Origin of the sequence: Flavobacterium gilvum (assembly GCF_001761465.1) — a bacterium.
In the GTDB taxonomy this organism is placed as follows: Bacteria; Bacteroidota; Bacteroidia; order Flavobacteriales; family Flavobacteriaceae; genus Flavobacterium; species Flavobacterium gilvum.
The window spans coordinates 3,893,555-3,914,030 of the sequence record NZ_CP017479.1 but is presented as its reverse complement, the minus strand read 5'-3'; the positions used below and the strand labels follow the sequence as shown (position 1 = coordinate 3,914,030).

Sequence of the window (20,476 nt, the reverse complement as noted above, 5' to 3'; positions counted from 1 at the left end):
AGTAAAAAGAAAAAAATAATAATTTAATAAAAAGTGAACATAATGAAGAATATTTTTAGCCTGTTAATTTGCCTTATCGGATTTTCGCAAATGACATTTTCGCAAAAAAGCAAAGCCGAAACTTTCCCCGATGGAACGGCAATTTCAAAGTGGTTTAAGGATTACAGCAAAATAAAATTAGAAAAATTAGGTAAACAGTATGTTGTTACTAATTATGGTGTAAACAATGACAGCACCAAAATTCAGACTGCAGCAATTCAGGCTGTAATTGACAAAGCTTCCGCAAATGGAGGAGGAGTAATCATAATTCCAAAAGGCGTGTTCTTGAGCGGAGCCTTGTTTTTTAAACCCAAAACAAGTCTGCATGTTTCCGAAGGAGCAACTTTAAAAGGTTCAGACGATATTTCCAATTTCCCGATTATGCCTTCGCGAATGGAGGGACAAAACCTTGATTATTTCCCGGCTTTGGTAAATGCCTACGGAGTTGATGATTTTTCTATCACGGGAAAAGGAACCATCAACGGAAATGGATATAAATATTACGAAGCATTTTGGGCAAGACGTAAAGAGAATCCAAAATGCACCAATCTCGAAGTTTCAAGACCGCGTTTGGTTTTTGTGTGGAATTCCAATAATGTTCAATTTCAAGATGTTAAGTTGATTAATTCCGGTTTTTGGACGAATCATTTTTACAAATGCAATAATGTAAAATTGATCGATTTGTACATTTTTTCGCCAGGTAAGGAAATAAAAGCTCCAAGTACAGACGCGATTGATGTTGATATTTGCACCAATGTTTTGATAAAAGGTTGTTATATGTCCGTTAACGATGATGCTATTGCACTAAAGGGCGGAAAAGGCCCTTACGCCGATAAGGATCCGAATAATGGAGCAAATAATAATATCATAATCGAAGACTGTCATTTTGGATTTTGCCACTCGGCATTGACAAACGGAAGCGAATCCATTCATAACCGAAACGTGATTATGCGTAATTGTAAAATCGAAGAAGCTTCGAGATTGTTGTGGCTAAAAATGAGACCCGATACGCCACAACTTTACGAATATATTCGAGTAGAAAACATAAAAGGAGATGCCAAAACCGGACTTGCCATTTTTGCCTGGAAACAGTTTTTTGACCTAAAAGGGCGTCCTGATATCCCGTTGTCCTATGGAGACCACGTTACTTTAAAGAACATCGATTTGAAATGCGATACATTTTACGGTGTAGAGAACGACCCGAATGTTCGTTTGTCCAATTTCACTTTCGAAAATATAAAAGTCGAATCGAAAAAAGACAACATCGATAAAAGTTTGATTAAAGGAGTTACTTTCAAAAATGTTGTTGTAAACAATAAGAAAGTGGAGTAATTTTTTGGAACCGTTTTTTTTTTAGGAGCAGAAAGATTTGGCTTTTTCAGGAAAGATGGGTCCCGCTTTTCGTTGCAATCTTTTGTAGAGACGGGTTTAAAACCCGTATCTACAAAAGGATTTCCACTTCAATCGGGGCTAAAAGGAAAGATTTTGCTTTTTTGCAGTCATCCCAAAAATGGTGAAAATTTTAATAATCCAACTTAGATTAAAATATACAGAGACCTCGTAGAGGTCAACTGTTTGTAGAAAAATAGTTGATTAAAATTTAGCTCCATAGGAGCGACCTGTAAAATGGGTTCAAAACTTGCGGAGCTTTTTATATAAATCTTAAAAGCTACAAACAGCAAGCCTCTACGAGGCAATAAAAGGATGAAATTTTCAAGTTTTTTTTGATTTAAAGAATCGAAGGAGCTTATTAAAAACAACTAAAAATGAATAAAAATTCAGTTGCCTTTTTCTTGGTTATAGCCATTTTTTTTATCCAAATTTCATTTGGACAAAATAAGAATACAACAGATTATCAAATCGCCGATTCGAATCAGGCTACGACTATTTTTATCGCTGATAATTCCGATCCACTAATTGTTTGGGCTGTCAATGAATTGGCCAATGACATTAGAGACATTACAGGCAAGCAACCTGAAATCAAAACAACAAAATCATTTTCCCAAAAAGGGATTTACATCGGCGAAGTTGGAAGTGCTTTGTTTTCATCAAAAACAACCACAAAAGAACTCTCGGGACAATGGGAAAAATTCAGCATCAAAAAAGAAAAAGACAATCTCTTGATACAAGGAAGCGATGTCCGCGGAACGGTCTATGCTATTTTCGAAATAGCGGAACGTTTGGGCGTTTCCCCTTGGAAATGGTGGGCAGATGTTAATCCCATCAAAAAAGAAAAACTTTCATTAAAACTTCCTCAAAGCGGAATAGTTTCCTCACCATCGGTGCAATACCGAGGCATCTTTTTGAACGATGAAGATTGGGGATTGGAGCCTTGGGCAGCAAAAACTTTTGAACCCGAAGTAGGTAACATTGGCCCCAAAACCTACGAAAAAATATTTCAGTTGTTATTACGTCTGAAAGCCAATACCATCTGGCCGGCGATGCATCCTTGCACCAAGGGTTTTTTTACTATTGGCGGTAACAAGGAAATGGCACAAAAATACCATATCGTTATCGGTTCTTCCCACGCCGAACCGATGTTAAGAAATAACGTGGACGAGTGGAAACCCAAAATCTACGGCGACTATAATTATTTTACCAACAGCACGCAAGTCAATAAATATTGGCAAGACCGATTGGATGAATTGAAGTCGGCCAACAACCAAACCATTATGACGCTCGGAATGCGAGGTGTTCACGACAGCAAAATGGAAGGTGCCAAAGATGTAAAAGAGTCTAAGGAAATGGTGGATAAAATAATTGGAGTTCAGCGCGAAATGTTATCCAAAACATTTGCAAAACCCTTAAAAGATATTCCACAGGCATTTGTTCCCTACAAAGAAGTTCTGGAATTGTATGACAACGGACTCAAAGTCCCGGATGACGTAACCCTTGTCTGGCCGGATGACAATTACGGTTATATCCGTCGTTTGAGCGATGAAGAAGAGCAAAAACGCAGCGGTGGAAGTGGTGTTTATTATCATTTAAGCTATTGGGGAAGACCACACGATTACCTTTGGTTAAGCACTGTTCAACCGGGTTTATTGTGGTTTGAAATGACCAAAGCCTATGAAAACGGAGCCAAAAAGATGTGGATTGTAAATGTGGGAGATATTAAACCGGGAGAGTATGATATGGAACTTTTCCTGGATTTGGCTTGGGATGTTAACAGCATAAAATCGGATGGTCTTGATGGATACATGAAAAACTGGATTGGCAGAGAATTTTCTCCAAATATTGCCCAAGATTTGAGTACTGTATTTGAAGAGTATTACCGATTGGCATTTATCCGAAAGCCGGAATACATGGGATGGAGTCAAACTGAGCCTACAACGCCAATTAAACTTTCTGATTTTACCCAAGAAGAATCTTTGCAAAGAATAAAGGCCTACGATAATTTAATGAGTAAAGTTGATGCTTTGTCTTCACTTGTCCCCGAAGAGCGTAAAGATGCGTGGTTTCAATTGGTAGTTTACCCAATCAAAGGCGCTGGTTATATGAACCATAAATTTTTGTATTGGAATCTGTGGGCAACGACAAGCGATTTAAAACAAAAAGAAAATTATTGGAATTTATCGGCGAAAGCTTTTGAAAAAATCAAAGAACTTACTACTTATTACAACAATGAAATGAGCAAAGGAAAATGGAATCAGATGATGTCGATGCATCCAAGAAATCTTCCTGTTTTTGATTCAATAAAAGCGAATGCTGTTTCGCAAGAACCTATTGTAAAAACAGGTTCCAAATTAATTATTACAATACAGGCTAATAAATTTGTTGCTAACAAAAGCTCCAAAAACTATAAATGGCAAGACATAAAAGGATTTGGTTACAGTAATAATGCCGTTACCTTGTTTCCTTTTAAGCAGACTTATTTTAAAACGGAAAAGCCTTCGGTTACCTATGAATTTGTAGCAAACGAAACTGGCGATTACGAAATAGAAGTTCATTTGATTCCGACTCATGCCAACAAATTTGATCACGAAATTGGAATACAAATAGACCAAAACGAAGTGAAATCTTTCCTGATTAATACAAAAGACAGGGACAAAACCTGGAAAGAAAATGTTCTGAGAAATAGTGCCATTGTAAAAGTGCCGGTTTCGATCAAAACCAATGGAAAACACATAATCAAAATTGACGTCAATCAAACAGGAATTGTACTCGATTATATTGTAGTGAAAAGTAGTTTATAGGTAGAATTTGCAAAGTGTTCAAATATTTGTGAGGCTATTTAACAACAAAGAGCGCAAGGATTTTTTTGATAATAACGCAAGGTTCGCAAAGCTTTGCGAACCTTGCGAAAAAATAGGTAAAGTGATATGAAATCATTGCGCTATTTGCGGTAAAGTGGGTGTTAAGTGAAATTCGATAAAAAAAATTAAATGAAAATAAGTCTTATCGGGAACAAAATCCAAACGGTACTTATATTGTTGTTCTGTTTTTCGGTTTCTTTTGGACAAAAAATTCAAAATAGAGCAACAGAAAAACCCAATGTCATTTTGATTATTGCCGATGATTTGGGATGGAATGATGTCGGGTATCATGGTTCGGAAATAAAAACGCCCAATATTGATAATTTAGCCAAAAATGGAGTAGAACTTAACCGATTTTATGCCAATCCAACTTGTTCTCCTACTAGAGCAAGCCTGTTAACAGGAAGGCCTTCAAGTCGATTGGGAATTGTGGCTCCGATAAGCGATAAAGACCAAACAAAATTGCCGGATTCTATTCCGACTTTGCCTAAATTGTTAAAACAAAACAATTATGAAACAGCACTTGTTGGGAAGTGGCATTTGGGATTACAGCTCAGTAATGGTCCAAAAGCGTATGGATTTGATTATTCCTATGGTTTTTTGCATGGACAAATAGATCAATATACGCATCTGTACAAAAATGGAGATAAGAGTTGGTATCGTAACGGAGAATTTATAGAAGAGAAAGGCCACGCCACCGACTTAATCACCAACGAGGCCATCAAATGGCTTTCGGAAAAAAGAGATAAAAAGAAAAATTTCTTTTTGGAGGTAGCCTACAGTGCCCCGCATTTTCCTTTGCAGGAAGAACAAAAATGGAAAGCTCCTTATATAAATTCGATAAAAGACCCTTCGCGGCGTGACTATGCGGCCGCTATGAGTCATTTGGATAATAGCATCGGAATTTTGCTCGAAAATCTGAAACAGCAAAAACTTGACAAAAACACGGTGGTTATTTTTATGAGCGATAATGGAGCGATGGAGAATTGGGATTCCCGAAACGAATACAGCGGAACGATTCCCGGAAATACAACTCTTGGAGACAATACACCGCTTAGGGACTGGAAAACGTCTAATTATGAGGGAGCAGTCAGAGTTCCCTGTGTGGTTTATTGGAAAGAGCATCTGAAAAATTATAAAAACTCAAACTATATATCGGTGATTGATCTGCTGCCGAGCATTCTGTTTTTGGCGGGAGATAACAACTTACCAAAAAGTATTGAAGGAAAGAATGTTTGGCCAACCATTGCAGATAATAAAACGATTTCCGATAAAGAAATTTACATCAGAGGGCATTTACAGGAATGTTTAATCAATAAACCATGGAAAATAGTAAGAACCCGCCATTCCAAAGAAGTTTCAACAGATTATGAACTGTATGACATTGAAAAAGACCCTGAAGAAAAGCATAATGTTTGGTCGCAAAACGAAACCATCTCAACACAAATGAAAACTGCACTCGAAAATCAATTTAAAAAGGATGCCGAAAAAGTCAATAAATAACCCATTTTAACATAAAAAAGAATGAAATATTTTTACCACAAATTGCAATTCGTCATGTTGTTTCTCTTACTCGCATTGGCGACAAACGCTTTTTCCCAGGCACGCAAAATAATTAATTTTGATAATGACTGGCAATTTATAAAAGACGATGTTCCCGGTGCCGAGAAACCAGAATTTAATGATAAACAATGGAGAACGCTTGACGTTCCCCACGATTGGAGTATTGAAGGTTCGTATGACAGAGCCAATCCTTCAGGACGAGGAGGTGGTTATTTGCCTTCGGGTATCGGATGGTATCGCAAAACGTTTGAAATAAGTAAGGCCGATGCCGGTAAAATGTGTTCTGTTGAATTTGACGGAATCATGGCAAACAGCGAAGTGTGGATAAACGGAAAGTCTTTGGGTAAACGACCCTACGGTTATATCAGCATGAGTTACGACCTGACTCCTTATTTGAATTTTGACAAGCCTAATGTCATCGCAGTGCGAGCCGATAATTCGATTCAGCCTGCGTCTCGTTATTATACTGGCGCAGGGATTTACCGCCATGTTCGTTTGGTTTCGGTTAGTCCAACTCATTTTACGCATTGGGGAACTTTCATTACAACTCCAAATGCGTCTGCTAGTAAGGCGGTTGTTAATCTTAAAATCGAAGTTCAGAATAATGGAAAAGCAGGCGATTACAAACTGCAAATCGACATTGTGGATAACAAAGGAAAGGTCGTAAAAACGGTTGAAAGTACAAAAAATATTTTAGCAAAAGGAACAGGCTTATTTACTCAGGATATTGAAATTGGAAACCCAAAATTATGGAATGTTGAAGATCCTAATTTATATTCGGCTGTAGCCAAATTATATTCCAGTAAAACGCTTGTTGATAATCAAACGATACCATTTGGAATTAAAAAAGCCGAGTTCATTGCCGAAACCGGTTTTTGGCTTAATGGGAAAAATATAAAACTAAAAGGCGTTTGTTTGCATCATGACGGTGGAGCTGTTGGAGCGGCCGTGCCTTTAGGCGTTTGGAAAGAACGTTTCAAAAAACTGAAAGAAGTAGGCGTAAATGCTATCCGTACTTCCCACAATCCTGTTGCTCCAGAGTTTCTAGATTTATGCGATCAAATGGGGTTTTTAGTGATGGACGAAACTTTCGATACCTGGACTGCGGCCAAACATAATGGTGAAAAAGGCTATAATTTATATTTCAAAGAATGGTGGGAACAAGATACAAGAGACTTAATTTTAAGAGACCGTAATCATCCTTCAATCGTGATTTATAGCATCGGAAATGAAATACACGATGATTTGAGTTATCCAGAAGGTTACAAGGCTTATAAAATGCAAGAAGATGTCGTAAAGAAATACGATAACACAAGACCAGTTACGATGGCACTTTTCAGACCGGCAAATTCAAAAGTGTATCTAAGTGGTTTTGCAGAGCAAATGGATGTAGTGGGACAAAATTACCGTGAAAATGAGCTAATCGCCGCACATGAAGCGCATCCAAACTGGAAAGTGATAGGCACTGAAAATACCCATGTTATTAGTCAATGGCTTGCTTTGCGAGATAAACCATATATGGCAGGACAATTTTTGTGGACAGGTTATGATTATTTGGGCGAAGCTGATTGGCCAGAAACGACCAACAATCAAGGGTTGTTTGATAGAGCAGGGAACTGGAAGCAACAATCACTGCAAAGAGACAGTTGGTGGTCCCCGGAACCTGTTGTGCATATCGTGAGAAAGTCGGATAACGCCGGTGCAGGAAATTGGGTTGCCGATTGGACGCCAAGTGATTTTGATACGTATGATAATGCAAAAGTAAATGTGTACAGCAATTGTGATGAAGTGGAGCTTTTCCTTAACGAAAAATCATTAGGGACAATAAAAAAACCTGCCGATGATTCGCCAAGAGAATGGAATGTAACTTTTGAAAAAGGAACAATAAAAGCAGTTGGAAAAAACAATGGTAAAGTGGTTGCTCAGGAAGAATTTGCTTCTGCCGGAAAACCTACCAAAATTATAATTGAAAAAAGTAATTCAACTCTTTCTAATAATTGGGATGACGTTTCTTTTATCACCGCTACGATTGTTGACGATAAAGGGGTAAGATGCGCCAATGCAGACAACCTAATAAAATTTACAGTTTCTGGCTCCGGTAAAATTATTGGAACTGACAATGGAAGTATTATCAGTCACGAAGATTACATTTTACCTGAAAAACATGCATTCAGTGGAAAAGCGATTGCTATCATCAGAGCAACGAAAGACACTGGAAAAATCGAAATTAAAGCCACCGCCGAAGGTTTAGACGCAGGAATAATAACTGTTGAGGTTGTTCCTGAGAAAAAGAATTAAAGTAGTTGAGTTTTTTATATTTAAAAAAAATGCCTCGAGATTATTCCCGAGGCATTCTTTTTATTTTTAAAGATGACCTAACAGGTTTTTAAAATCGGTTAGGTTTAATCAGAAGGATAATACCATTTTATTTTAATCCTTGATTGACATAAATAATATTTCTTTATTTAGGAATTTCGATATAATCCCTCAGCGGACATTTTTTTAAGTTTCTAATGCTTTCGGCTGCTGTGAGAGCATTAAAATCAGCTCCTTCTGCACCAGTGTGAGTATGATCTTTAGGGAAAAAAGTTTTTACTTTTTCTTGACCCAATGTCTCATATTTTTGAGCAATAATAACATTCAGGTCGATAAAATCAGCATCTTGATTTTCTGCAGCAATTTTAGACCATTTGTTATAACTGTCGTCTCTGAGTTCCGGTTTGCCATTTGGCCATTCGTTACGCACGGTTTGGCTCATTACAATAGGAATTGCGCCTTTTTCTTTGGCTTCTTTTATATATTTTTCGATATAAAAACCAAAAGAATGTACGGTTTCAACTATGCTGTCGGCACGGTTTACCTGTAGTGTTTCAGTACCGTTTCCTTTCAAAGAACCTCTGTATTTACCTTTGTCAATATCTCCGGGATCATTATGTCCAAACTGGATAATAACAAAATTCCCAGGCTGTAATTGCTCTCGAACTTCTTTCCATAAACCTTCAAATTCATAGGTACGACTGCTTCTACCTCCTCTGGCTTTATTGATGACATCTACTCGCGTGGTGTCAACATATTTAGGAAATTCGACTCCCCAGCCCACAGCGTTTGGATTACCACCATTATTTGCCATTGTCGAATCACCAATCAAAAACAGTTTTTTCTTTACAGGGAAAGTGATTTTTGGATTGGCCAAAACATATTTTTTCAAAGAATTATCACTTTTTTTCAATTCATTGATAATAACAGAAGCCGAAAGAACAGCCCCTTTTGCAGATGTATGCGTATGATCTCTTTTGTAGAAATACGTTCCGGTAACTTTTGCTTCACCCAGCTTTTCCATTTCGGTAGCCATATTGTCGTTTAGTTCGATGAAGGTTACGTTTTCTTTTTGAGCTATCTGTTTGGCCCATAATCCGTATGATTTATTGTTTCTCGGTACTTTTCCTTCTTTCCAGTCATTTCTTGGGATAGGGGAACAAATGATTGGAATTGCACCTTTTTCCTTGGCTTCTCGCACCACTTTTGTGATGTACCAACCGTAACTGTGTACCGTTTCGTGTTTTTTGGTTAATAAATTGTCAATTTCCTGGGTTTCATTACCAATACCTTTGATGGTTCCTCTGGCTCTGACAGTATCATTTAATGGCCCATCATCATTGTGTCCAAATTGTATCAACACATAATCGCCTTTTTTTAGTTTTTTATGTACTGCTTCCCATAATCCTTTGTCTTGAAAAGTACGGCTACTCGTACCGCCCAAAGCATGGTTTTCTACTTTTATTTTATCCGAATCCAAAAACTGTCCGATAAAATCGCCCCAGCCCCAAAGTCCGCCATCTCCTTTTCCGCTACCGTTTTTTACAGTCGAATCACCAACGGTATAAACTGTAGGGATATCTTTTTGCTTTTGGGTAAAATTTAAAAATAGTATTGCCAAGCAAATTGTAGAACATAGTTTGGTTAGTTTCATATTGATAGTTGTTTTTTTATTAGTTTCAAAAGAGTTTTAGCCACAAATTACTCAAATTAGCACTAATTAATTTGTGCTAATTTGTGTAATTAGTGGCTAATTAATGATTGTTTTTTTTAGTTAATTATCTAAAATCAAACCAAAGATTCATTGAAATTCCATCGTCTCCTTTTTTGATTCTGATATTGGTTGGCTGACTTTCTGGGCCTTGTTGTTCCAATGGTTTGAAATCTCGCATTGCCGGAATTTCATACATAAATGAGATATCTCCTTCCGGAAAAGCAGGTTGCGGGTTACTTCCCGGGAAACCATTTTTGGGCAAATCCGGAGTGAATAATCGCAAAAACAAATTATCTGATTCGCTGAAAACTTTGAATGATGATGCGCCTGCTTTTAAATTGGCACCCAATAAATTGGCGTGATAACCCTTAAATTCCGGGTAAACCAGATTCTCAAAACTTTCGCCTGTTATGGTGGTGTTGTAATTTTTTTCCCAAACGCCATAAGTCGTTCCTTTGATTCTATTTTTCCAAACATGATAAGGTCCTCTTCCAAACCATTTGATTCCCGTAACCTCTTTTTCGGGGAAACTGAATGTGATTCCGAATGAATTAATTTTATCTTCAAAATAAGCGCCGTCAAAACCACCTGCGTTTTCGGCATTTTTTAAGCAAAACACTTCCATTTTAAACCTTCCGTCCGGACACATAATCCATTTGATGGAGTTTAACCCGCCGGAATACGTTACTGTACAAACAGCATTTTCACCCTCTTGCGAAACCTGAACTCCGTTTAATTTGGCTTTCATCCCGATAGGACGCGGGCCATTTGTCAACGGAATCACATTTGATGCATTTTTAACCGATAGAATTTCTCCGGTCGTGCTGTCCAAAGTTACCGTGACATTGTCTCCTGACAAAACAACCTGATTTCCGTTGCGAGTCACAGTAGCTTTTACTTTTGTGACTTTGGAAACTAAAAATTTAGAGGCGTAAAATTTTGCCTTGTGTATTGGCCAAGTCCAAGTATAAATTTCTTTACCAAAATGATCATGAGCTGTAATTGACAAAACATCACCTTCGGCAAAATTTGCGGGAACAGCGAAATTAATTTTGCGGGTTTCGCCGGGTTCAATACTTGGAATATCTATTTTGCCAGAAGCTATTTCCTTTGAAATACCATTTGTATAAAGAACATCAGCATCTGATTTCATGATTTTGTATTCCATTGTGCAGGAATTCAAATTACTGAAAAGATAATCATTGCTGATTAAAAAGGAACCGTCAAAAGTTTCAGTTACTTGTTTTGGCAGAAACTGAATAGGAGCCCAAACCTCTTTTACCGTATAATAACTGCCTTCTTTTTCTCGGTGCGGACCTAAAATTCCGTCTGCTGCCAAAGAGCCTTTGGAATCAAATTTTGCCTCACCTTTCCAATCAGAACGAAATACGGCTTCATCGAGCATCGCCCACATAAATCCTCCTGCAAATAAAGGACTTTGTTTGTAACGTGTCCAGAAATCTTCGAGAGCCGCACCGTGTCCGTTGTCATAAGTTCCGTGCATGAATTCTGTTGGGAAAAACACATTTTCACCACTGTTAAAGCGGTGCATTCCCGTTAAATAAGTAGGGTAGTGATGCGTGTCCCAACCGTCAAAATCCGACCACGGATGGATAACGATTCTTTTTTGAGGATCATTTTCGGCAAAAACTTTATCCACATCATAATTCCAGCCGCCTTCGTTACCATTGTCCCAAATAATAAGAGACGGATGGTTTACATCGCGTGTAATCATTTCGGTGGCTAATTTTGTACCTGTTTTGGTGTCGTATGAATTTTGCCAACCCGCCAATTCATTCAGAACAAAAAATCCCAAAGAGTCGCAAACTTCCATAAAATGTTCGTCTGGAGGATAATGTCCGCGCACAGCATTCATGTTCATATCCTTTAATAGTTGTCCGTCCAGAACACTGATTCGTTTGCTGGTGCTTCGTCCGCCTTCCGGCCAAAAGGAATGGCGATTGATTCCTTTCATTACGATTTTGGTCCCATTTACATAAATTCCGTCTTTCTTTTTGAATTCTAAAGTTCTGAAACCAATTTTTTTATCCAATTGATGCACAACAGCACCATTTTGTTTCAGAGTCAATTCTAAAGTGTATAAAATGGGAGTTTCTGGATTCCATGGTTTAATGCCTTTCCATTGAGCGGCGATAGTTTCTTTTGTGCTTTTTGCTTTAATGGGAAAAGAAAAAGTCTGAAAATTTTCGCCGTTAATACCTTTTAAAGCGGCCTCTACAACTGCATTTTTGGAAATGTTTTTCAGGTTCATATCGATTGTGATTGAACCGTCCATTTTTGGATTTACTGCAATATGCTGAATTTGTGTTTTTGGGGAAACTTCTAGCCAAACTGGACGATAAATCCCGCCAAACAGCCACCAATCGGCTCTGCGTTCTGCGGCATTAACGGACTTGTTGCTTGATTGTTTCCAAACATGGAACTCGAGCGTGTTTTTGGTTCCAAATTTCATCAAAGAACTTATGTCGTATTTGAATTCGTAAAAACCGCCCTGATGAATTTCTCCGGCCAATTTTCCGTTTATTTTTACTTCAGTATCAGTCATGGCTCCACCAAAAGCTATCAAAATTTCTTTGCCTTTGTAGTTGGCAGGAACTTCGAATTCATATTTATAAAGCCCTTCTTCTTTGCTTGGTTCTTTTTGGTTCAATTCTTTGTACCATCTTCCATAGGTATATTCGCCAAAACCTTCCAATTCCCATTGCGAAGGAACGTTGATTTTTGTCCAGGTTTTGCTGTTGTTGCCTTCGGTGCAGTAAAAATCCCATTGAACAGGATGTTCAAAATCTTTTCCGGAAAGGAATACTTTTTCGGTTTGTTGTGCATTACTGCTTAAAGCAAACAAGAAAGTCACTGCTGTAATGACAAAAGCTTGAAATGTGTTTTTATGTAACATAATTAGTTTTTCAAAAGGATTAATTACCCTCTGGTTTGACGATCTCAAAACGGGTACTCATTGGCAGTGTCCAGTTTGAAATGTAATTTGGGTTTTGCGGATTGTAAAGAGACGTTTCATTGGTTAGAAACTTTTTCAGAGGAATGTCCAGATCACGGATTCCTTTGGTCACGCAAAGCGCAATTTCATTGGCACCAAAACTATTGAAGTGAGTATTGTCTTCCAATGTTTTTTCCTGACCCGGAAAAGTGTTCGCAGGATATTGAACAAAAGCTTTTCTTGAAGGTTCATCACCCCATTTTTCGTACAATGTAGTTGTCATTTGAGTAATGTCAATAAGGGGCACATTCATTTTTTTTGCAACGGCACGCATGGCATCGGGAAAATCGCCATGTGTTGGTTTTAGGGTTCCGTCGCTATTGAAAGCGCGACGTTGCGTGGGCGTAACTAAAATAGGAAAAGCTCCTTTTGCTTTGGCCAACTGAATATACTCGGTAAGTAAATCAGAATAGGATTTCCAAGGGCCGTTCTCTTCGCCTTTTATTTTTTCGTCATTGTGAGCAAACTCAACCATCAAATAATCTCCGGGTTTTATGACAGACATGATTTTTTTTAATCTGTTGGAGCCTTTAAAGGAACTCAACGCCGAACCGGAAACGGCATAATTGGCAATTGATACATTTTTGTCAAAATAGTTGGTGATGAATTGTCCCCAAGACGCCCAGGGTTCAATATCCTGATCAGTAACGGTTGAATCTCCGGCGAGATAAACAACGGTCAGATTATTTACAGCAGTGATTTTGATACTTTGTACAGAAACATTTCCCAAAAACTCCAAAGTCAATTTGTCATCCCAGTTCAAATCGTCTTTTTCTCTGTCTTTAATGTTCATGCTGTTTGCATCATCTATTCTGATGGATCGAATATTTACATTAAATATTTTGGTGATTTTTTCGCCTTTTTTGAGGGCAAGTTCTTTGAGCATTAATCGTCTTGATTCTGCTTTGATAGTAACGTTTGAAGCGGTTTTATCACTGCCCAAAGTTACTTCAACCTGATAATTTCCTTCAGGAACTTTTACCGAGAAATAGGTAGGTTTTTCAGTAAGAAAAGAGTTGGTAGAAAACGATACGTTTGACGCAGAATTTAAATCAAATCCATAACCGGTGCTAGGGTTGTAAACCAGAGAAGTGCTGATTGCAGTGTCTTTATTCGATTTTTTGGCAGAGCCAAAATAAAACAGTTGCGATTTTGCCGTGTCCTGATTATTATTCTTTTGAAGAAAGCTTTTTTGTTTTTCTAAAATGCTGTCACAATGCTTAGCAAAGAATTTACAGGGCATAAGGAAACAAAAAAAAGCGATCAGTAATGATGTTCTGATTTGTGCCAATTTGTTTAGTTTTTAGGTTGTTTAGTTTTTCAAAACTAGCAGTTCCTTTTTGATATACTATCCTGTACTATGATGTTAAAATATAATATAAAATGAAAAAAAAGTGCAATAAAAATTCAGATTTAAAATTAAATCAGGGAAGAGCAGGATGCTAAAAAAATTAAAAAGACTCAAATTGCATGACCATCTTTAATCCGATTTTCCATGAGGAATTTTTTGTTGCATATTGTCTGTTCCAATTGGTCGTTGAAAAATGTATGCATAAAAAGTAATGAAGGCTCGGAAGCAAAAATCGAAAACGTCACTAATGTAATTTTTTCTGAAACAATATGGGAATCAAAAAAATAAATATTCAAGTTTTTTCTTTTATTGTTTTGTTGTTTTCAATAGGAATAACAGGACAAGAAAAGATATCCAAACAGGAGAATCGTAAAATACATTACGCTCCCGATGGCGATGCTTTTGTCCTGAAAAATGGTACCCGAAAATTCAATCGTGCATTATACGGTTCCAATACCGGATTTAGGGTAGAGGCAGGTGATTTGCCCGAATTTGCGATGTACATGCCCGGAATGGGAGGCAATTTTAAGTTGGGTTTATCCAATGGGAAAAAAAGCAAATGGGTGAGTGAGGCTTCAAAAATTGAGACTCGATACGTATTGGGAACAATGCGTTATAAAATTGAAGATCCTATTCTAGAAAAAGGAGCACTTTTTATTGAACTTGTGGCTTTAAAGGAAAAAGAAGGACTTGTCCTGAAAGTATATGGCAATAATCTTCCGAAAAATATTGAGCTGATTTGGGCTTATGGTGGCGCAACGGGTAAGAAATTCAGTAGGGAGGGTGATATTGGTGCCGACCCAGAATCGGTTTTTTATCTACAGCCGGACTATTGTATAGGGAATAAGTACGTTGTACAAAAACAATCATTCAGTTTGAATTATGGTTCTGAAAGTAACAAGGAAAAAACGGGAAATAACAAGCGTTTATTTGGTTTTTTCCCCGAATCACAAACGCATTTGGCGAATGCCAAAAAACAAAATTCACCATTAGAACTTTATAATTCTGTTCTAGAATCGTTAACGGTTATCACGGGGAAACTAAATCTCGTTTCAAACACAGGATTGTATTGGCTTTTGACAACGGATGAAACAATAGTAGAAGGCTCTCAAAAGACTTTGGAACAATTATTTGAAAAATCGATAAAAGATACGGAGGTTTTGGCCAATAGAGTTAAAATTTCGACTCCGGATCCTTACATCAATACGCTTGGGTCGGCACTTTCTCTCGCCGCCGACGGTATATGGGAAAATCCCGCTTATCTACACGGAGCGGTAGCCTGGAGAATGTTTCTGAATGCCTGGAGAGGCGCTTATGTTGCCGATCCTTTGGGATGGCATGACAGAGCCAAAACCCATTTTACGAGTTACAGCCATTCGCAGGTGACCGAGCCTTTAACTGGGTCTGTAGTTTTTGATGCCGAAAGAAATTTGGCGCGCCAAAAAGAAGAATTAGGAACTTCAATGTTCAGCAGCGGTTACATTAGCAGGAATCCAAATAAGAATACAGTTGCGCATCATTACGACATGAATTTGGTTTTTTTTGATCAAATGCTGCGTCACTTTAAATGGACGGGCGATACCGAATTTATGAAAGAAATGTGGCCGGTGATAGGAAGACATCTCAATTGGGAAAAAAGAAATTTTGACTCCGATAATGACGGACTTTATGATGCCTATGCCTCAATTTGGGCAAGCGATGCCCTGCAATACAGCGGTGGCGGCGTGATTCATTCTTCGGCTTACAATTATTATGCTAATAAATTGGTGGGTGAAGTCGCTGGGAAAATTCAGCAGGACACGCTTCCGTATTATAAAGAAGCTGATAAAATTTTGAAAGCGGTGAATCAAAAACTTTGGATTCCCAAAAAAGGAATTTTTGCCGAATTCAAAGACATGCTAGGAAATCAATTATTGCATGATTCTCCCGGAATTTGGAGTATTTACCACACTATCGATTCGGAATTGTCAAATCCTTTCGAGAGTTATCAGATGTTGCAATATGTCGACAAACAGATTCCGCATATACCGATTTCAGTCGATGGATTAGACAAAAAGGATTTATATATGATTAGCACCACCAACTGGCAACCGTACACTTGGTCCATAAATAATGTGGCATTGGCAGAACAATTGCATACGTCATTGGCTTTCTGGCAAGGCGGACAATCGGAAACGGCTTATACCATGTGGGAAAGCGCATTAATCGAGAGCATGTATTTGGGCGCTTCTCCGGGCGGATTTGAGCAATTGACCTATCAGGATGCAATGCGAGGCGAACTCTATCGCGACTTTGCCGACCCAATTGGGATGGCATCTCGCACTTTGGTCGAAGGACTTTTTGGGATTCAGCCCGATGCCATGAAAGGAGTTTTGACGATTAAGCCCGGTTTCCCTGAAAAATGGGACAATGCCGCTTTGGAGATTCCTGATGTTTCCTATTTTTTCAAAAGAGAAAATAAGAATGATGTTTATCATATCGAAAATCATTTTGCAAAAAAAATGGCTTTGAAATTCATCGTTGCTATTCCTTTTGAAAAAATAAAAAGTGTAACTGTAAATGGAAAAACTGCAACTTGGACCGCTTCGGCAGAAAGTATTGGAAGTCCTCAGTTGACGATTGAGGCTCCTTATAGTGAGAGTTATGATATTGTGATTTCCTGGGATGGTAAGGCTTTGGAAAAAATAAAAACTGCAAAGGTTTATGCTTTGGGTGATTCTTTGAATATAACTACAGATAAAGTTTCAATTTTGAAAGTTTATGATCCACAATCCTGTTTGGATGCCATTTCGAAAACGGATAAAACGCTAACCGCAAATGCGAAAGGCACTGCCAATAAATGTTTTTTTGTGCAGTTAAAACAAGGTGATTTGTCATGGTGGAGTCCGGTGGAATTTGAGGTGAGACCTAAAATGGAATCCCGAATTACGGCTCTGAAAAATGAAAATTTGGAACTGGCCGTGAAAAACAACACTTCTGATGAAATGGTAGGGAAGTTGGTTTACGCTTCCGCAAAAGAAAAGCAAGCGATTCATTTGAATAAAAAAGGAGAAAAAACCATTCAGATTCCGGTTCAGGATTTGATGCCCGGAACCAATAGTTTCTGTCTAAGAACAGCTTCCGATTCGGTTTACAAAATTTCGATTACCAATTGGGACATTCCACTATCCAAAGAAAAAAGTTTGGAAACTGTGTCGCTTTCTTCTTTTTTTAATGCTAAAGTTACCGATGTGTTCAAAACCGAATATTTGTCGCCAAGACCGAAAACAGTCACTTTGCAACTTCCAAAACAAGGAATAGGAAATTGGTGTTACCCTAATTTATCGGTTTCTGTTGATGACAAAGGATTACGTGAAAAAGCGAAACCAACGGGACAAATTACAACACCCGAAGGAATAGTGTTTCAAACGCCTTTTGATGAAAATCAAAAAAATATCGTTTTTACTTCCATGTGGGATAATTTTCCGAAAAGTGTAAGTGTTCCGCTGAAAGGGAAAGCATCGCATTTATATCTCATGGTGGCGGGAACGACAAACCCTATGCAAAGCCGAATTGTAAATGGCGAAATCAGGGTGAATTATACCGATGGAACTTCGGAGGTTTTGCTTTTGAAGAACCCCGAAAATTGGTGGCCAATCGAGCAGGATTATTTTACCAATGGTTTAGCCTTTACCACTGATGCTCCTAAACCGCTTAGAGTATATTTGAAAACAGGTGAAATTTCAAGGACTTTTAAAGATTTTATTACGATAAAAGGCTACACCAATTATGGAATAGATGGTGGAGCGGCGACGATTTTGGATTTGCCTTTGGATAATAACAAAAAACTGAAAGATGTGACTTTGAAAACAATTGCCAATGATGTGGTTATTGGATTAATGAGCGCGACGTTGGTTAGATAAAATAGGCAATATCAATATCAATATAAATGGCAATTTCAATGGCAATGAAAATGACAAAATAAACAAAGGACAAAAGGCATAAAACTAATTTAAACAACCTTAAACAATTTTAAACCCTTAAAAGATTAAACAAATAAAATCCTGGCATGAAAAAAATACTATTATTACCATTTTTGCTTTGCGTTATTGCATTGGCGGCTCAGCAAAAAATTGACAGAAAGGCATTGGTGACACGACACAATGTTCAAATTTCGGCTATAGATACTTTGGCTTCTTTGACCGTGGGAAATGGCGTTTTTGCCTTTACAGTTGATGCCACTGGACTGCAAACTTTTCCTGAAAAATACGCAAAAGGGGTTCCGTTGGGAACGCAATCGGAATGGGGATGGGACAGTTATAAAAACACAAATGGTTACAAATTTTCGGAAACCTTAAAAAAATACAAGCAATATGGGCGCGATATCACTTATAGCGTTCAGGAAAAAGGTGCGCCTCGAAATAACGAAGCGGTGAACTGGTTCCGTCAAAATCCGCACTTGCTGCAATTGGGGAATTTAGGTTTTGAAATCACCAAAAAAGATGGAACTCTCGCAAAACCAGAAGATATTAAATCCATTTCGCAAAACCTGAATTTATGGACGGGCGAAATCGAAAGCCGTTTTGAAGTCGATGGAATTCCGGTAACAGTTTTGACTGCTTCACACCAAGAAAAAGATGCGATTGGCGTGCGCGTAAAATCGGATTTGGTGAAACAAAATCGCTTAAAAGTGCGATTGAGAATTCCGTTCCCAACCGCCGAATGGGCAGATATGGGAATCAAATGGGAAGGTACTCAGGGGTACAAAAGTACGCTTGCGCAAAAAAACAAAACTACAGCGGTTATCACGCATGTAATGGACAGTATCTCGTATGATATTCACCTGAAATGGAATGGAAATGGTCAGGTTAAAAAAGTGAAAGATCATTATTTTGTTGTAGAACCATCGGGTTCGGATACTTTTGAGTTGAGTTGTCTTTTTGGGATTACTTCTAAAAAAGTGGTTGCAACACCTTCATTTGTAGAAATTCAAAACAGCAGTATTACTGGATGGAAGCGTTTTTGGGAAAGTGGTGCGGCAGTCGATTTTTCGGGAAGTACGGATGTTCGTGCCAAAGAATTGGAGCGAAGAGTCATTCTTTCGCAATATTTAACCAAGGTGCAATGCACTGGAAAAGTTCCTCCACAGGAAACAGGTTTAACCTATAACAGTTGGTTTGGTAAGCCGCATTTGGAAATGCATTGGTGGCACGGCGTTCATTTTGCGCTTTGGAACAGACCCGAATTATTGGAAAAAAGTTTGCCTTGGTATCAAAAAGTTTTTGGCAAAGCCAAAAAGCTAGCCGAAAGACAAGGTTTTGAAGGCGCAAGATGGCAAAAAATGACTGATTTTGCGGGTGACGAAAGTCCGTCTTCGGTGGGGGCATTCCTTATTTGGCAACAGCCTCATTTTATTACCTATGCTGATTTGATGTACCGTGCCAAACCAACCCAAGAGACTTTGAAGTTATACGGAGAACGAGTTTTTGAAACAGCCAATTTTATGGCGTCGTTTGCGCACTATGACAGCAAAATGGATCGATACTTGCTTGGACCTGGAGTTATTCCGGCGCAGGAACGTTTCAAGGCAATGGAAACTTTTAACCCAACTTATGAATTGGCATATTGGAATTGGGCACTGAAAACCGCTATTTCATGGAAAAAGAAAATGAATCAGGAAGTGCCTAAACAATGGGAAACCGTTTTGGCAAAATTGTCAGCGTTACCAATAAAAGACAATGTTTATCTGGCCACCGAAAGTGCTCAGGATTCGTATACCAATCCTGAATTTAAAACTGATCACCCATCGGTTTTGGGAACTTTTGGGATGCTTCCAGAAACGTCGCTTTTGGATAAAAAAATCATGAAAAACACCTTTGATTTGGTTTGGGATACTTGGTCTTGGGACAAAACATGGGGTTGGGATTTCCCGATGACTGCCATGTGTGCCGCGCGTTTGGGGATGCCGGAAAAAGCAATAGATGCTTTGTTTATGAATATAGTGACGAATACTTATTTGAAAAACGGACATAATTACCAATCGGAGAGGCTTACGTTGTACCTTCCCGGAAATGGTGGAATACTGACGGCGGTTGCAATGATGTGTGCCGGTTGGGACGGAACCTCAGAAGAAAATCCCGGTTTCCCGAAAGACGGTACCTGGAAAGTGAAAAGCGAAGGATTTAAAAAGATGTTTTGATCAGGATTGCGGGATAACCCATGGAAGCCAATGTCATTAAGTT

At 38.3% G+C, this 20,476-nt stretch carries 9 protein-coding genes; 6 read left to right on the top strand and 3 right to left on the bottom strand.

Annotated elements, in window-relative coordinates:
* Positions 1–42: 42 nt before the first annotated feature.
* The 4 genes from EM308_RS15800 (at position 43) to EM308_RS15785 (ending at position 8,156) form a co-directional block, all read left to right on the top strand.
* Positions 43–1,371 carry a rhamnogalacturonidase gene (locus EM308_RS15800; RefSeq protein ID WP_035635848.1) on the top strand — a complete coding sequence of 443 codons (1,329 nt, stop codon included), beginning with the start codon at positions 43–45 and terminating at the stop codon, positions 1,369–1,371.
* A 434-nt stretch (positions 1,372–1,805) separates the two neighbouring features.
* Positions 1,806–4,235, top strand: coding sequence for a glycosyl hydrolase 115 family protein (locus EM308_RS15795; protein WP_051877713.1), 2,430 nt, complete (start codon positions 1,806–1,808; stop codon positions 4,233–4,235).
* Positions 4,236–4,424: 189 nt separating this feature from the next.
* Positions 4,425–5,798 carry a sulfatase-like hydrolase/transferase gene (locus tag EM308_RS15790; protein ID WP_035635846.1) on the top strand — a complete coding sequence of 458 codons (1,374 nt, stop codon included), beginning with the start codon at positions 4,425–4,427 and terminating at the stop codon, positions 5,796–5,798.
* 21 nt (positions 5,799–5,819) lie between these two features.
* Positions 5,820–8,156: a glycoside hydrolase family 2 TIM barrel-domain containing protein gene (locus EM308_RS15785; RefSeq protein ID WP_035635844.1), complete on the top strand. Its 2,337-nt coding sequence runs from the start codon at positions 5,820–5,822 to the stop codon at positions 8,154–8,156.
* Positions 8,157–8,319: 163 nt separating this feature from the next.
* On the opposite strand, the gene EM308_RS15780 is transcribed toward EM308_RS15785, so the two are convergent.
* The 3 genes from EM308_RS15780 to EM308_RS15770 all read right to left on the bottom strand — a co-directional run bounded on the left by EM308_RS15780 (position 8,320) and on the right by EM308_RS15770 (position 14,195).
* On the bottom strand, positions 8,320–9,828 hold the full coding sequence (locus EM308_RS15780) for a rhamnogalacturonan acetylesterase (RefSeq protein ID WP_035635842.1): 1,509 nt from the start codon (positions 9,826–9,828) through the stop codon (positions 8,320–8,322).
* A 124-nt stretch (positions 9,829–9,952) separates the two neighbouring features.
* The gene (locus EM308_RS15775) at positions 9,953–12,805 is read right to left on the bottom strand and encodes a glycoside hydrolase family 2 protein (RefSeq protein WP_051877712.1); all 2,853 of its coding nucleotides are present in this window, start codon (positions 12,803–12,805) and stop codon (positions 9,953–9,955) included.
* Between the two features lie 19 nt (positions 12,806–12,824).
* Complete coding sequence (locus EM308_RS15770) at positions 12,825–14,195, bottom strand: rhamnogalacturonan acetylesterase (RefSeq protein ID WP_231559996.1); 1,371 nt, start codon at positions 14,193–14,195, stop codon at positions 12,825–12,827.
* A 329-nt stretch (positions 14,196–14,524) separates the two neighbouring features.
* Here EM308_RS15770 and EM308_RS15765 point away from each other — a divergent pair, with 329 nt between their 5' ends.
* On the top strand, positions 14,525–18,157 hold the full coding sequence (locus tag EM308_RS15765) for a DUF4450 domain-containing protein (RefSeq protein WP_035635840.1): 3,633 nt from the start codon (positions 14,525–14,527) through the stop codon (positions 18,155–18,157).
* 146 nt (positions 18,158–18,303) lie between these two features.
* The gene (locus EM308_RS15760; protein WP_035635838.1) at positions 18,304–20,433 is read left to right on the top strand and encodes a hypothetical protein; all 2,130 of its coding nucleotides are present in this window, start codon (positions 18,304–18,306) and stop codon (positions 20,431–20,433) included.
* Positions 20,434–20,476 lie beyond the last annotated feature (43 nt).